9 protein-coding genes and 2 pseudogenes are annotated in these 16,340 nt (G+C 38.1%); 6 read left to right on the top strand and 5 right to left on the bottom strand.

Translation table 11 applies throughout. The features are described from left to right. The 6 genes from ACFIL8_RS05070 to ACFIL8_RS05045 all read left to right on the top strand — a co-directional run. Positions 1–2,306 (top strand): DUF637 domain-containing protein (locus ACFIL8_RS05070; protein WP_375689049.1); only part of this gene is annotated, 2,306 nt, incomplete at its 5' end. A 20-nt stretch (positions 2,307–2,326) separates the two neighbouring features. After that, a complete protein-coding gene (locus ACFIL8_RS05065; protein ID WP_208438784.1) occupies positions 2,327–2,812 on the top strand; it encodes an SMI1/KNR4 family protein in 486 nt (161 codons plus the stop codon). Then, a complete protein-coding gene (locus ACFIL8_RS05060) occupies positions 2,809–3,384 on the top strand; it encodes an SMI1/KNR4 family protein (RefSeq protein ID WP_375634966.1) in 576 nt (191 codons plus the stop codon). The genes ACFIL8_RS05065 and ACFIL8_RS05060 overlap by 4 nt, the downstream gene beginning before the upstream one ends. A gap of 42 nt (positions 3,385–3,426) precedes the next feature. Further along, complete coding sequence (locus ACFIL8_RS05055; protein WP_375664862.1) at positions 3,427–3,996, top strand: SMI1/KNR4 family protein; 570 nt, start codon at positions 3,427–3,429, stop codon at positions 3,994–3,996. Positions 3,997–4,050: 54 nt separating this feature from the next. Further along, a complete protein-coding gene (locus ACFIL8_RS05050) occupies positions 4,051–4,638 on the top strand; it encodes an SMI1/KNR4 family protein (protein WP_375681517.1) in 588 nt (195 codons plus the stop codon). 97 nt (positions 4,639–4,735) lie between these two features. Continuing rightward, entirely contained in the window at positions 4,736–7,366 is a 2,631-nt protein-coding gene (locus ACFIL8_RS05045; protein WP_375681519.1) for a DUF6990 domain-containing protein, read from the top strand. 992 nt (positions 7,367–8,358) lie between these two features. Here ACFIL8_RS05045 and ACFIL8_RS05040 read toward each other — a convergent pair. From ACFIL8_RS05040 to ACFIL8_RS05020, 5 genes and pseudogenes are all read right to left on the bottom strand, one after another. Further along, positions 8,359–13,329 carry a DEAD/DEAH box helicase gene (locus ACFIL8_RS05040; RefSeq protein WP_375689047.1) on the bottom strand — a complete coding sequence of 1,657 codons (4,971 nt, stop codon included), beginning with the start codon at positions 13,327–13,329 and terminating at the stop codon, positions 8,359–8,361. Positions 13,330–13,883: 554 nt separating this feature from the next. After that, positions 13,884–14,882: pseudogene (locus tag ACFIL8_RS05035) on the bottom strand (DUF3987 domain-containing protein); the annotation flags it as partial. 139 nt (positions 14,883–15,021) lie between these two features. Continuing rightward, the gene (locus tag ACFIL8_RS05030; protein ID WP_375610964.1) at positions 15,022–15,294 is read right to left on the bottom strand and encodes a type II toxin-antitoxin system RelE/ParE family toxin; all 273 of its coding nucleotides are present in this window, start codon (positions 15,292–15,294) and stop codon (positions 15,022–15,024) included. Further along, positions 15,291–15,581 (bottom strand): CopG family ribbon-helix-helix protein, encoded by a 291-nt coding sequence (locus ACFIL8_RS05025; RefSeq protein ID WP_375610963.1) that lies wholly within the window; start codon positions 15,579–15,581, stop codon positions 15,291–15,293. Before ACFIL8_RS05025 ends, ACFIL8_RS05030 begins: the two co-directional genes overlap by 4 nt. 111 nt (positions 15,582–15,692) lie before the next feature. Beyond that, positions 15,693–16,340, bottom strand: a pseudogene (locus ACFIL8_RS05020) (virulence-associated protein E); the annotation flags it as partial.

Here is a 16,340-nt window from a genome sequence, read left to right as displayed (position 1 = left end):
CGGGTGATGGCTTTGTTGTTGAGTATCAGGCAACCGGTGATTTAGACAAATCCCTTGAGCAATTGTCTCGCTCTCCAGGCATGGCATGGATCAAGCAACTGCGTGATGATCCAGAATTATCCAAGCAAGTGGATTGGCAAGCAGTTAAGGCTGAATTTAAAGACTGGGATTATAAAGCCCAAGGGCTGACAGAAGCCGGTGCGGCTCTCGTGGCATTGGCTGTCACGGCGGTTACGGGTGGAGCAGCCTCGGGCGCTGCCAGTGCCATTACCGGTGCTTTGGGGCTTGGCTCGAGCACCGCCATGAATGCGGCGATACAGGCTGGTGTCCAAGCGCTGATTAACAAAAGCGCTGTGGCTCTTGTTAACAATCGCGGCAATATTGCCGGTGCCTTGCATGAGCTTGGCTCTTCAAAGAATGTTCTCAGCATTGTCTCGTCGATGTTGACAGCAGGCTTAACCAGCCAACTAACCGAAATGGCTGGTGTTGGACAATCTTTGCCAAAAACCGCTCCTTTTGTCGATCGTATCGCCCTTGAAGCGAAAAAGAACTTGATCAAAGCCGCCATTGGCACAGGCGTGCAGACGGCTCTTGAGGGCGGCTCTCTTGACAAGAACTTTTTTAACAATCTGCGCATCGCCCTGTCTGATACGGTTGGCAAATCGTTGGCGGAAGAAATCGGTACCGCCAAGGCTGAAGGCAAAATAGATACGGTCACGCAGATCGTTGCCCATGCAGGACTTGGCTGCTTAAAAGGCGCTGTTGCGAGCGGTGCTTGCTCTGCCGGTGCTGTGGGGGGTGCTGTGGGCGAAGCCACTGCTATGCTCCAGTTTCAATTGTGGGTGCAAGGCATTGTGAAAGAGGAAATGGGGGACCTAAACGGTCGCACCCCAACTCCGGAAGAGGAAGCGCGTATAAACGCAAAGATTGATGCGCAGTTTGCTGACTTTAGAGATCACACCATTGATGTTGCAAGGGCTGCTGGGGGCGTTGCTGCTGCCCTTGCCGGTGGCAATGTTGATGCCGGCGCCGATGCCGCTGGTAATGCCGCTGCAAATAACTTTTTGGGGAGTGCACAACGCGCTCAGATGAAGAAAGAGTTAGAAGAGTGCCCTGATGATCAGTGTCGAAGAGATGTTAACGAAAAATGGTTCGAGATTAGTGAAGAGCAAGATAGGATTTTTGGGATAGGTCTTGCGAAGGGTATGATTGTTGGTGCCGTAAAAGCAATAGGAAACGGAATATCTGAGACAGCTCATGACGTTAAAGAATTAGGATCGGCAATAGGAAACGGAATATATGCGACAGTTCATGACGTTAAAGAATTAGGATCGGCAATAGGAAACAGTTCAGTTGATGAGATCTATCAAAATGCCCTTCAAGGCGTTGGAACAGCAAAAGCTTGGGCCACGAGTGGGCATATATTTGATGATGTCTGGGAAGGTGCTGGTCAACTCTGGGAAGGAGTTGGTCAATTCTGGGGAGGTGTTAAGGATTCCTTTAGAGGGCGTATAGATCACATAAAGGATTCCTTTGGGGGGCATATAGATCACATACATGAAACAATGGAGAAAGGGGGGGATGGAGCATTCAGTGCTGGTGCTGAATCTGGCGAAATGCTAGGTAAACCATTAGGAGATGTGGCTTATATAGTGGGTTCTACAGTGCTTACTGACGGTGCTGTTTCAGCAGCCAAGGGAGGCGTAAAGCTTGCGGGAAAGCTTGTAGAAAAAGATCTCATCAAATTTGCTGCTAAAGCTGAAGAAGCGGCTATAACGGGAGCAACTAGTTCTGAAGTAAATACTGCGCATGTGGGGAAAGAAATCGCACAATCGCTAGAAAAAATGAGCGATGAAGCTATTGCAACTCAATATTTGGGGCAAGAGAGAAAATTCTGGTCAAAACCTATTGAGGTTGAGTTTGAAATAACTAACAAGGGAGAAAAAATTACTCAGACAAACAAAGTCTATCAGAGAGATGATCTGTTTGATCCTAACCAGATTGTTAGTTGGACAGTAAAAGGAAAAGAAGTAAAAGGTACAAATATTGAAAGGATGAAAACAGGAAGAGCACCTCTTGACTTTAATGAAAATCCCATTGAATTGCATCATATGCTGCAAACACATGATGGTCCCATAGCAGAGGTTACAAATGCGTTTCATAATAAACATAATTCAGTTATTCATATTAATCCTAATACAATGGGATCAGCTATTGACAGAGACCTATTCGATAAATGGAGGACGAAATACTGGAAGGAACGTGCTAAAGATTATGAAAAGAAAGATATAGCAACTAAAAAATAATAATTTATGGAGAACAACCTATGAAAACTTATACTTTAGCTGATGTTGTACAATTAATTGATAAAGTAAATAAATATGATGATGAGATTATCAATTTTGGTACTGCAGAGGATGCAGTTAGTGATGTACGGATTAAAGAGGCAGAAAAAACTCTCGGTTTACAGTTTACAACTTCTTATAAGGATTTTTTAAAAAATTATAAGGGAGGAGAAATTGGTTATGAGGAAATTTTTAGCATTTATAACGCAAGTTTTGAGGATCATCCTGCTGGTGATATTGTGCATAAAAACTTATATCATAGGAAACATGGTTTTGCGACATTAGAACAGCTTGTTGTCAGTAGAACTGATTTTGGGGAGACATTTTACTTTGATTATACTCAGTTTCAGGATGGTGAATGCCCACTCTACGTCAAGATTCCATCTGGAGCGTCACATTATTATGCAAGTAATTTTTATGAATTTCTCTGTAAAAGAATTAAAGAGCACGCAGGGGAAGATTTGTGAAAACCTATACCTTAGCTGATGTTGCAGTATTAGTTGATAAATATAATGATATTATCAATTTTCGTACTGAAGAAAATGTGGCTGATGATCTACGGATTGAAAAGGCGGAGAAAGCTCTCGATTTGCAATTCACATCTTCTTATAAGAGCTTTTTAAAAAAATATGTAGGAGGAGAAATTGGTGGTGAAGAAATCTTTAGCCTTTATAAGGAGTGTGGAGCAGATATCCCTGGTGGTGATATTGTTTTCAAAAACTTAAATGCTAGAAAACGTGGTTTTGCAACATCAGAACAGCTTGTCGTGTGTTACGCTGATTTTGGTGAAACCTTTTACTTTGATTATACGCAGTTTCGGGATGGTGAATGCCCACTTTATGTCATGCTTCCATCTGAAGATTGCGAATATTACGCCAGTAATTTTTATGAATTCCTCTGTAAAAGAATTAAAGTACACGCGGGAGTTGAGATACCTGAAGGTGATCAACCGATTGAAGAGATTGAGCACACTCCCACTCCGCAACCTGTACCTTTTTACAAGAGTTTTTGGAAAAAACTATGGAGGAGGGGCAATTGATAGGGGAAATATGGAGCGTTACGCAAGTTTTGAGGATCATCTATGAAAACCTATACCTTAGATGATGTTGTAGAATTAGTTGATAAATATAATGATATTATCAATTTTCGTACTGAAGAAAATGCGGCTGATGATCTACGGATTGAAAAGGCGGAGAAAGCTCTCGATTTGCAATTCACATCTTCTTATAAGAGCTTTTTAAAAAAATATGTAGGAGGAGAAATTGGTGGTGAAGAAATCTTTAGCCTTTATAAGGAGTGTGGAGCAGATATCCCTGGTGGTGATATTGTTTTCCAAAACTTAAATGATAGAAGAGATGGTTTTGCAACATCAGAACAGCTTGTCGTGTGTTACGCTGATTTTGATGAAATTTTTTATTTTGATTATACGCAGTTTCGGGATGGAGAATGTCCAATCTATGTTATGTATCCATTGGATAATTGCGAATATTACGCCAGTAATTTTTATGAATTCCTTTGCAAAAGAATTAAAGTACACGCGGGAGAAGAGATACTTGATGGTGACCAACCAATTGAAAAGATTGAGAACACTCCCACTCCGCAACCTATCCCTTTTTACAAGAGCTTTTGGAAAAAATTATGGAAGAGGTGAAATTGATAGCGAGGAAATATGGAGCGTTTATAACGCACGTTTTGAGGATCATCTATGAAAACCTATACCTTAGATGATGTTGCAGTATTAATTGATAAAGTGAATAAATATGATGATGAGATTATCAATTTGGGTAGTGAAGATGATGAAGAGAATGAAACAGATGATTTACAGATTGAAAAGGCGGAGAAAACTCTCGGCTTGCAATTCACATCCTCTTACAAAGTTTTCTTAAAAAAATATGGAGGAGGAGAAATTGGTGGTGAAGAAATTTATAGCCTTTATGGAGATTGTGGGGAAGGTATTCCTGCTGGTGATATTGTTTACCAAAACTTACTCGATAGAAAACATGGTTTTGCGACACCAGAACAGCTCGTTGTGAGTTATGATCTTGATGAAACCTTTTACTTTGATTATACGCAGTTTCGGGATGGTGAATGCCCACTCTATCTCAAGTATACATCTGAAGATTCTGAATATTACGCAAGTAATTTTTATGAATTTCTCTGCAAAAGAATTAAAGTACACGTGGGAGCTGAGATACCTGAAGGTGACCAACCGATTGAAAAGATTGAGCACACTCCCACTCCGCAACCTATCCCTTTTTACAAGAGCTTTTGGAAAAAACTATGGAAGAGGTGAAATTGATAGAGGAAATATATAGTCTTTCTAGAGAGCCTAAGTATTATACAAGTAATTTTTATGTAAAAGAATTACAGATTATGCTGGGGGAATGATGATGCAAACTAAAGATGTCACAGAGATTTTAAAAAGACTGGGCTGGGAGCCTTATCGTGATAACGTGGGGGATACTTTTGCGCATTATCATCTTCCCGATCGCATTGTCGGTATTGGCTATGGTGTAAAAAATTATGGAGAGAGTGGCAAAGAGTTTTTGCTTTCGGCTGATCTCACCACCGCTGCTTATTGTCTTGCTCGGGAATATTCTAGAGGTGAAAAATCACAGCGTAAATATGGAGATGTGCTGTTTTACGCGAAGGAGGATTTTAATGTTAAAGCTCCGGATCTTTCCGAAAGCCATATCACAACCGCTTTAAACAAAGTGATTGCATGGGCGCAAGCACAGGATATTGAAAAAAAGTTGTGCGAGGAAGCTACTAATCATTCTGCCGTTGCACAAGCATTACTTGGTGATATGGAGGCTTTAAGGAGTGATAGATCTACCCCAAAACTATCTGTGCCAGAATTTGCTGATTATAAAACAATGACATCGGATGATCGCCTGCTTTTTTTTGCACAGGCCTATAAAAATGGGGAATTAGACGATATTCTAACGCGCAAGAAGCCAAAACAGCGCTCGATAAGTCTCACAGCAGCAATGCGCGTTCTTAAAACACAAGGGTGGTTTTCAACGGAACCTGGAAAAATGTGGTTGATTTTGCCCGACCGCTTTATTCAATTTGATTTTGGTTTTATACGTCTTCATGATAATTACAATGTCCGTATTGAAGCTGAAATATCTAATGAAATGATTTCTGTCGCTTGCAATTGTATTCACTATAGTAAGGAATATTGGTGTGTTTCTCCTAAAAATATTTATAATTCTTTTAATACGATTGGGGGGGGGGTTTTTAGTGGTTTTGGTAAAGGCATTGATATTTGTGTAGAGACATTAGATGAGCAAGAGCTTATCAAAATCTCTGAGCGGATAATACAGTGGGCACGTGCCCAAGATTTACAAGCATCAATAGAAAGCAAAACACGTGTTCAAAAGTATAGCTACAATATACGTATAGTCTGGCATTTGGCTTGTTTAGCATTGACAGGTCAAATTGATGTTCTGAAATCTTATCAAAATTTTTTAGAAGCCGGTAAGATTTCTGAGATTTTGGATGACCGTGAAGTAGAGAGATATATTAACCATGCCGTTCAATTTGCTGAAGAATATCTGAAAATCCTTAATGAGCGAAAAGCTATAGATGATCGTCTTAGTTTACAAGATTTGTCTTTTCTTAATACAGTTTCTGAAGACTTAAAAAGGATGGACTGGACAGTCTATCGTGATAAAAATTACAATTGCAATGCTTATTTTATAACGAAAGATCGTATCATTAATATAGTGTACGACCTTGATAAAAAAGGAGAGACACCATTTGTTACCTTCAAGGTTTCTCTTTCAACACTTGGTTTTTCTACAGCTTATCGATCTATTTTCATCAATACTCCCCAATATACCGTTCTTAAAGAATCAGAAGAAGTTTATGCAGTTTCTAGTACTGAATTGGATGAAGGCAAGCTGAAACAGATCAGTGCGGATATTTTGTGCTGGGCTGATCGACAAAATGTGAATCAAATCATCTATGATTATGCGGCTTTGTCCCCAGACAGTGAATATGATTTTGCGAAGTTGCACCTTATTGCACTTATTCTTATTGGGGATGTTGAAAAACTCAAATTTTATAAGGAAAGTTTGAAGGATAAAAACTTTTCAGCTTTGATAAGGGAAAACATAGCACATATTATTGATAACGTCCTTGCTCTTGCACGCCGTTATCGGACTGGTTTTCCTAAAAACGCTCCGATTTTGAGCTTGGATCCGCAAACAGCATCTGTTGCTTCTAAAACAACTGCTGTTGAAGCGGCAGAGGAAGTGGATGAAGCGGATGACACTGATGATCGTCTCACCATGGAAAGTGCTCATGCACTTTTAAAAAGCCTAGGCTGGTCAACTGAGAAAATCAATGAGAATGACCATATGGCAAGCTATCAATTGGCTGATCGTGAAGTAGACATTCTTTATAACGACGAAATTGCCAAAGATTACCCACAATTTGATAGCGCTTTTATGATTAGTACTGGCATTCTTTCCACCGCTTGTAAATTCATTGATCCTACCCACACGGAAGATATTCCAGATATACAGCTTAATTTTGAAGCAAAGGGGTTAGAAATCTTTGAACCAGAAGTTACTGCGGATCGCTTAAAGCAAGCACTTGATGACGCGCTAAAATGGGCGGTAACAGACATTGACCTTTCTGAAAGACTTCGCTCTGATTATGGCGCTGCTCCTTGGGAAAAAAGCACCACGTCTGAAGCAAACGATGCACATTATGCTTTACTTCATCTTGGCGCTCTTGCTTTGTTGGGTGATGCTGAAACCTTACAATCTTATCAGAAAAGCTTTACGGCAGGTGATCACCTAGGTTTTGACGAGAGCATCAACAAAACCCACCTTGAACGTGCATTAGCTTTAGCCAAAGAAGTAGCAAAGGTGAAGCAAGTGAGTTACGCTTTGATTAAACAGGTGGCAGAAAAGCTTGATGATCCACAAGAGGTTACCAGCAAGGAGCAACCCCGCTCGTGGAAAGAGAAAATAGTCAATTTTATCGGAAAAAAAGACAAGAAATAGCACCTAAAAAATATCAAAAAGATTTCAGAAATTTAGAAAATAAGACGCGCTCCAAAGCCTTGATCACTAGTTGAGAAACTGAAGTGGTGGGGTTCTGATCATGGTTTTGGTGCAAGATTTTAATGAAACAACCTATAAAAAAAGATCTATAAAATTATTCCATAGATTATAAAAATCTCTTTTAATGGGCTTTTGTCTATTTTATCGGTTATGTCAGTTTATTTAACAGACGAATCTTATGATTTTAGTGAGTGATTAAAATGTGCTTTATGAAAAGCATATGATCCTTTAAGCCTTTCAAAAGATAGCTTGTAACTCATAAGAAATGCTATCAAGACCATTATGGTTATGAGTTTTGGAGGTTTAGGGGTTTTTGGGGGTTTTGGAGGTGCTTTTTACGCCCCCCCTTTACATATTTTTCAATAAAAAATAAAATTTTATTATATTTCAATATGTTAACTTTTATCAAGTTTCCAAAAAAAACAACCTATATCAAAATACAACCTGTAAACTCAACTAATGCTATATGTTTTGTAGGGGTTTTGGGGGTTTGAGAAACCTTCAAAACCTATAAGTAATATAAGAAAATGAATATACATAATCCTCTTTAAACAAAGCTTTTGAAAACAATAAAGCTATCATTTTAGATTACGGTATAATCTTTTAAAGGCAATGTAAAAAAATCTAATTCTATTTAAGAGTGGATTTCTTAAAAGTCTTAAAGCAATCCAAATAAAAGTATCTAAAAGTGCAAATGGTTTCTTTTTAGAATAACGCATGATAAATTATTCCTTTTAAGATTATAGGTAATCAACTCACAAGATGATACGTTTAAAGAATTTACAAAAGTCCATTAAAGAGATCTTGATAACGTAATTATTTCCTATCTTAGTTTATCTCATAACAGATGATAAAATAGACTGTTAGTTAAACTAATACATAAGCGGATTTAATAAGATTGGCATGCCCATTATGTGAGCATGCTTTATAAGTTATTCAGTTTCTCTAATCTCTAGTTTTGGTAGGTTCTTAACGATTTTCATTGTCTCTAAACTTATGGTAATAACCCTCTGAAATAACTCTAGAGGGTAGGCAGGGTTGCCAATGGTTTCAACAGCATAACGATTGGCATCATTAACAATGCCACTCTTTTTATCAGTCTTAACACATTGACGCCCCATAACCCATTCAAGAGCGGGTTTACCATTAACGATATACTCACAAGCGTCAAGAGGGATATCTGTCATGATAATATTGCTATTGTAAATAACAGTCGATTTATCCTTTTCCTTACTATTCTTAATTTTTGCGAATTTCATTTCAGTCACATAATAGAATTTTTCGAGATTAGAGATTTCTGTCTGTTTTGGATTACCCTTTTTAAAGATCACGGGATAAGGCTCTACATCTTCATAATTCACGTGCAAATGACCTAGTTCACGTCCTGCTGTTACAAATTTCCAAAAGTCATCAGCACTCTTTACACACGGGATACGAGGCAATTCTTTAGAGAGGTTATCAGCATAACGGGCACGATAATCTTCCGAATGAAGTATACCGTAAACATAATAGAATAGATCATCCTTAGTGATTTTTTCATTCGGATAAGCGGCTTTAAAATGTTCTAGTCCCTCATCAGTAATGGCATCACGCTTCTGTAAACCAGCTGTTTTACTTTCTTCTGTAGAAATTAAAAATAAATGAGTTTGTTTTTTGTTTTTATCTTTTGAGACCGTTGTGTCTTCGTAAATATAGCGTGGAAAGCATTGACCTGTATCTATTGCATGAAAATCAGGTAGATCCTTAGTCATAATAACAGAAAATCCACTTCTTGCCCCTATAGCAGAAACTTGTATCACTGTATTTTTGATCATTTTTTCTACAGGAAAGATACGAGGCATTTGATAAATTGCTTCATTAAAAATGCGATTATAATAAAGCCACTGTCGTGTAAAAGGACGATATAAACTTTGAACAAAACCGACTTCTTCAAATTTTAAAATATGACCTCTTGCTAATTGTTTTTTTATATTCAAACTCCAACTTATCTTGCTTGTATCTGAATTAACAAAATTATCTACAGCCTTTGTACGTGATTTACTGTCAGTGTGCGCATAAGCATTATTAAAACGTTCTGCTTCACTGTTATAGAAGGCAATCATGTTACCCATATTTTTCGCTAAAATTGCACGACTTGAATTGTATGCCCAAGCATCACGACTAGTCGTAATGCCACAAGAATAAATCTCAAAGAGTTTTTTCTCATGAGGTCTCTTATCGCCTAAAGCTAAGAATGTTTCAAAACTGTCATCACGTTGACGTATCCAATCACCATGCTTATCTGGTGTGATTATTTGCCAATCTTTTTTACTTCGTGTAATGCCATCAATACTACCAAAGTCCTTAATTGTTTTAAGTTTTTTTTCTCTTGTTTGATTATCACCAATATCATGATAGTAAATTTTACAAGGTCCAATAGTATTGGGATTTTTTATAAACAGCGTCACGGCAATGCCCGTCATACTACCACTACCAAAAACATTTTCACCTTCTTGAGCAGCTCCATTGCTTAACATATTTTTACGAAGATCCCCTCGTAAATTAAGTACATAAATACTCGTAAATTCTTTGGCTAAAGATTTTCGTAAACTATTCATTGTCGATTTTTCTATGTAACCAGAGCCAGAAACAAAGCCGATTACCCCAGCATTACCAATACGGTCACTTGCCCAGCGCATAGCACGAATATAACTGTCATAAAAATTTCGCGTATTCATTGATTTAGATTGAGCAGCATAGGTTTCACGAATACGGTTATTTAATATGGGATAAGGGGTATTCTTTGCATTGTCATTAGCACTTTTTTGACCTGTTGAATAAGGAGGATTGCCAACAATAACTTGGATATCTACTTCCTGCTGTTTTTTACACCGCTCTGAATTCTCAAACATATAGCGTGTAAAAAAATCTTTTTCCTCTAACATCAGAAAAGTATCGGTTAAACAAATTCCTTCAAAAGGGATATACTCTCCTTTCATAAGACTATGATAGGTCGATTCAATGTTAATCGCTGCTATGTAATAGGCTAGCAAAACAATCTCATTGGCATGAATATCATGACGGAATTTATATTCCATATCCTCTGGTTTGATGAGCTTGGATTGTAAAAGCCGTGTAATAAAGGTCCCCGTTCCAGTGAAAGGGTCAAGAATAGAGACGCCTCGAGAACTTAAGCTTTGTCCAAACTCTTGCTCTAAAACATCATTGACGGAATGTAAGATAAAATCAACTATTTCAATAGGCGTATAAACAATCCCAAGTTTATCTGTTGTCTTTTTGAATGCCTTGGTAAAAAAATCTTCGTAAAGTTTGATAATAAGATTCTGTTTTGCTCGCGTTTCAATAATACCCTCTGTATCATCCTTTACACTTTGATAAAACTTTTCAAGATCTTTGGCTTCGTCTTTGATATTCATCTTATCAAGTTCTCTTAAGATCTTTTCCATGGCTTGTGAAATGGCATTGTTTTGCACAAACTCATTTCCATCAAACAAGGATTCAAAAATAGGACGTGTCACAAGGTGTTGCGCCAACATCTCAAGTGCATCCTCTTGCTCGATACTGTCATTTAAACCGTTCTTTAATTCTTTATGAAAGGCATCAAAAGCGTGAAAGGCTTCACTCTTTTTATCAGCGAGTATGCTTTTAAGACGAATAATATGATTTTGTGCAATTGCAGCTACATTGCCAGCCCAATTTCCCCACTGATTAGGCTCTCCACATTTTTTGACAATGATGGGCTTAATAGCACGCGATAATTCATCAACATAAAACTCGAATTCTTTTTGTCCTCCATATTTATAAGAGCTTTCACTTGCTACTGAACCAATATGAAGCCCAGCACTTTCCGATTTCGCGTGGAAAGAGAGTTCGTCAACAACTGCGGTCATTGCTTGTAAAGCAGGGTCAAAAGTGACCCCTACAATCTCAAACACATGACGAACATCTTGGTCCAGCTCTAAGGCTTTTATTTTGTTTTTAAAGTTGTCATCATGAGCACGCAAAGCATTGAGAACTTGCCAGATGACATCATACTTTGTATTGTTTTCTAAAGCCTGTTGTGGTGGAATATTAAAGGGAATACCAACGGGTAAAATAATGTAGCCTGTTGTTTTACCTTCTGCGCGGCGCATCACACGCCCCACAGCCTGTATCACATCCACATGACTTTTACGCGGGTGTAAAAACATAACCGCATCAAGAGCAGGGACATCGACTCCTTCAGAGAGACATCGGACATTGGTTAACACACGGCAGTTATTCTCATCTGTCTCTTCTTTAAGCCAATCAAGTAATTTATTACGATTTTTGCCATTAAAAGATCCATCAATGTGCTTAACATCAAAGATAAGAGAAGTCTTACTTTCGGGAACAAATTTATGATATTCATCAATGGCGTCATTGAATAGTTCGCTAACTAATTGAGACGTCTTGATATTTTTACAAAAAGCCAGAGAACGACGCATAGGTTTTATGCCATCTTCTTCCTTCTTTTCTATTTGGGAAAGTGCTTTGTAGCAGCCAATGATTTTAGTTGTATCATCAAGAATAAGTTCGGAATTTTTATCTTTAAGGCGTTTCTGAATCGTTGCGTTAATAATTGCTTCATCAACAGCCAAGACGATAACTTTATAGGGTGTTAAAAGTTTATCTTTTAGAGCTTTTGAAAAAGTATACGTGTAAAGATTTTTTCCATAGAGCTCTTCATCATCCATGGACGCCAGAACAGCATCAGATGCGTCAGCCTTCTTTTTCAGCTTGTCGGTAAAGATCTTAGGGGTTGCTGTCATGTAGAGGCGTTTTTTGCCCCGAATGATGCTGTTATCGTGAACCTTGATAAATTCAGATTCATTGTCTTCAGTTCCCAATGAAGCCCCAGTTGTTCTATGGGCTTCATCACAGATGATCAGATCAAATTCGGGTAAACCATGCTCTTTTTGTGCATCCGAAATCACTTGGATAGAATGATAAGTTGAAAAGACCACGGTCATTGCATCTGCTAGGGATTCACAAGCTTCTTTAGCAAGGGCTTGAGCATCCGTGGTAGCAGGGAGAACAAGATCTGATGTTTCCATGCCAACAATATCATCTTGATTTTTACGACGCTTGCCTACTTTCGTATCAGAACACACGGCAAAGGAACGCAACGGGACTTGTGCATCGGCTGTCCATTCACGGATTGTTTGCGAGACTAAAGCCAGAGAAGGTACCAGAAACAAAACACGCTTGCCTTTCCCAGCAAGGGTTTCTGCTATCTTCAAACTGGTGAAAGTCTTCCCCGTACCACATGCCATAATCAGCTTGCCACGGTCTGCTTCTTTTAAACCTTCACAGACTTTCTTGATGGCTTCTTCTTGATGGGGACGAGGCTCTTTTGTTGATTTCAGAACAACTTCTTTTTTCGTTGCAAATATTTGCCAGTCTATACGACTGTTTTCCATATGACGAAGGTCAATACGATAAACGGGTATCGCTTGTCCTTTAATCATGGCATTCACATTGTCACTTAATTCCACTTCTGTGCTGTCAACGAGAAGTCGATATTTAAAGATGTCTTTTCCAGATGCCGCGATAAAGCTATCAATATCCTTTTTACTGATCTGATGGTCTGCTTGATAAAACTTACATTGAATAGCCACATAGCCCTCTTGATTGCGAAGCTTGGCAACCAGATCAATGCCGATATCATTTTTATTCCAACCTTCACGCTCTTTAGCCCATTCATAATAGCTCTCAACTTTTTCATATCGCCCATAGTGGAGAGGGTCATACATAAGATATTTTGTCACAAAATCTTCAAACAGTTTCCCTCGTAGAGTATTTGAAGTTGTCTGTTCACGATAGGATTGTAAAAGGGAGCGTAAAGTGAATTGTTCATTATCAGACTTAATAGATTGCAGCATATTGTAATAAAAATCCCTTGCCTTATGAGATGATTAATAATCATCAAAAGAATCAAAATGAATTTAATTAAATGCATTTAAAGCAAATAACGATAAAAAAGGGAAAAAAACTGCTAAAAAAAGCCGATATTTTTTTCAAAAGGGGTCTTTAAGGCTGCTTATCAACAGCCCATGACATGGAATAAGATCAGCAAAGTAGTGAAATTTGCTATTCATTTCACGTATTCATCAAGATAAATGTACTACGTTCTTTAAAATATCAGAATGAGTATTTTGATAGGTTTTGTCTGTTTTTAACCCCCCCAAAACACCTACAAAACCCTCTTAGATATATATTAAAAATTGTATTTATGTGTTATGTTTAATATAGGTTGTTTATTTGAAAGATTAACTTATTGAAATATAATAACTTTTATTTTTGACTAAAAAAATATATAAAGGGGGGGGTAAAAAGACCCCCCAAAACCCCCATACCCCCCCAAAACTAATGATGGGGAGTGCTTTAAAGGTTCACTGTTATATTGTTTAATGTTTTATAAGATTTCCAAATTGCCTCAGTGTGATGTCTTATGACTTTTCACTAAAGGGTGCCGTTCATAACGTATGGTAGGTCGACCGCCTTGGGAGTTATTCTCTCCAGAGATTTCACGAATATAGTTACAACGACATAAAAGCTCTAAAGCTTGCTTAACGGTTTGATTGTCTGTTAAATATTTCCAATCACGTTTATAAACATCCCTTGCTGTAAAAACATCGGGTAAACAATCACAACGCTCGACAATTAATTTTGCACGCTCTGCTGTTAATGTATCCCCCGCCGCATAAAGTCTTTTGGCATGACTTAACAGATAACTTGTCCAACGCAACGCTGTTGTGATGGCATAGAGTCCAATTTCTAAACGACCAGTGTCAAGAAGTTCAAAAATCAACGCAAGACTTGCTATGGTCTTTGGCATTTTTAAAAGATGCGATTGTAAGCTTTCTGAGTGAGTACCTCCTTTTGCCTCTTTATGAAGATGCTCGAACCATTCATAAAACTTCACTTGTGCTTCAGCAGAAAAACGCATGATCAGTGGTTGTTCGGGAGAACCTAAGCGTTTATCACGAAAAGAGCGAAATACCCCTTCATACTTTTGCCAGACCTCTTGATTGGGCGGTTTATCAACCAATTGCCACTCTTTATTGTCATCGGGCCAGACAATCATTTGAAAGCGTTGCAATAAACCGTCATCGTTTATTCCACGGTGTATGGCTTGAATGAGCGGAATAATGCGTGAAGGTTGAATGCCTCCAATCATGGATAAAGTGACATAAGGGATAAAAATGGTTCCACGCTCTATACGGTCATAAGTAAATTGATCATCGCCATTAAAAGCTGTTAAATAAAAGGCGCGGTCTGATTGATATTCCTTTCTTTCTAGATTGGCTAAAAAGCCAGCCAATTCATCACGCACCATTAAGAGACCACGGGGGTTTTCTTTTAAGAGTTCCCCAAGCTTTTCAACAGACACATCATTGACAATAGTGTCATCTTCATTTTTACGAGTAGAAACTAAGCGGTGTGCAAAGTGCATTATGCAATCATATTCGCAATATTAGAAAAATAATAATTTATCATTATTTACTGATACGGAGCGCAGTATTGTAGAAAATAATTTTCTTCAATTACAAAATAAATAAAAATACAGTTGATTAAGGAAATTTTTTCTTTGTATGGAGCACACGTAAAATACGCACAACGCCATTTGAAATATCATAAATCATGATATAATTTGGATGTACAATAAGTTCACGTGTATTTACAATTCGTCCTAAACGACCAAGGGTAGGAAATTTAACAAGTTTTTCTACTTTTTCAGATAAAAGTTGATCAAACTTTAAGGCAGCGGAAGGATTATCTTGTGATATGTATTCACGTATCTTTTTGCGGTCAACGTGTGCTACTTGTGTCCAAATTAGCTTCATAAAGTTGATCTATCTAGTTTACTTTGTGTCTTTAAGCGCCATTCTTTTGCTTCTGCTTCGATTTCTTCAGAAGACATTATATCACTTGCATTAGCAGAATTTATCCCTAATTGAACTTGTTCCCGAAACCATAAATCGTATGCACTTTTTTCTTTTTGTTCTTTTACGATATCGCGCATATAATCGCGCAATAATTGTGCACCAGATCTATCACACGCCTTTGCTGCTTTGGAAAATTCATTTTTTAATACATCATCGACGCGAAAGGTAAATGTTGTCTCAGCCATTTTACGACCACTTAATGTGTTACAAAGTAGTTCTAATGTAATGTATTTTTACTGTTTCTTCAATAGGTACTATTAGAATAGATATTTTATATCTATTTTGCATTTTCATAGGGTTGAAAGGGACGCCCATAAATCAACGGGCTCTGATAACAACCCAGACAAAAGAGCCAGACCGGTTTCAATGCCTTCACAAATGACCAGATGTTTTGGATTGGCTTGGCTTAAATGCACCCCACCACCCGTTACAGATCCCAACATGGCTTTTGCTGGTTTTTGATCTGTTTTGCAGCCATTGTCTTTTAAAAAGGTTCTATGAATGGCAAAGGAACCAGCCCCCTTAACAAGAGCAATCAACGCGGGCAATGTACCCCCAGAGGGGTGTAGACATTTGTCGTAAAAGCGTAAATCTGTAGGCAAATCACATGTAATATCCCGCATACGTAAATAGGTTTCTGCTAAAGTATTTTTGATTGGTTGGCTTTGTTGCCAAATTGCTCTTTCTGCTTTCCTTTTTGCTTGTTTGAGATCAGCACAAAACTGTTTTGAGAAAGAGAGCGTCTGATCATAAGCTTGTTTTCCAAGCAATCCAATTCTAATAAGCGCTTGTATGATCTCTCTAAAAGAGCAGCCAGCATAACAATAGAGTAAAAGACGCCCATCATTTCCATTAGAAATAGATAAACTAGGCAGCCTATCATCATGAGCAGGGCAACGGGCTGTTCCATAACGCCCATGCCAAACCCCGCGCAAGGCACGTGT

Origin of the sequence: Bartonella sp. AP57NXGY, assembly GCF_042195805.1 — a bacterium.
In the GTDB taxonomy this organism is placed as follows: Bacteria; Pseudomonadota; Alphaproteobacteria; order Rhizobiales; family Rhizobiaceae; genus Bartonella.
This window is presented reverse-complemented; position numbering and strand designations above follow the sequence as displayed.

Excerpts from the sequence above, each read along its gene's own strand:
- ACFIL8_RS05065 (WP_208438784.1), top strand. The coding sequence starts at position 2,327 with ATGAAAACTTATACTTTAGCTGATGTTGTACAATTAATTGATAAAGTA.
- ACFIL8_RS05055 (WP_375664862.1), top strand. The coding sequence starts at position 3,427 with ATGAAAACCTATACCTTAGATGATGTTGTAGAATTAGTTGATAAATAT.
- ACFIL8_RS05050 (WP_375681517.1), top strand. The coding sequence starts at position 4,051 with ATGAAAACCTATACCTTAGATGATGTTGCAGTATTAATTGATAAAGTG.
- ACFIL8_RS05045 (WP_375681519.1), top strand. The coding sequence starts at position 4,736 with ATGCAAACTAAAGATGTCACAGAGATTTTAAAAAGACTGGGCTGGGAG.
- ACFIL8_RS05040 (WP_375689047.1), bottom strand. The coding sequence starts at position 13,329 with ATGCTGCAATCTATTAAGTCTGATAATGAACAATTCACTTTACGCTCC.
- ACFIL8_RS05030 (WP_375610964.1), bottom strand. The coding sequence starts at position 15,294 with ATGAAGCTAATTTGGACACAAGTAGCACACGTTGACCGCAAAAAGATA.
- ACFIL8_RS05025 (WP_375610963.1), bottom strand. The coding sequence starts at position 15,581 with ATGGCTGAGACAACATTTACCTTTCGCGTCGATGATGTATTAAAAAAT.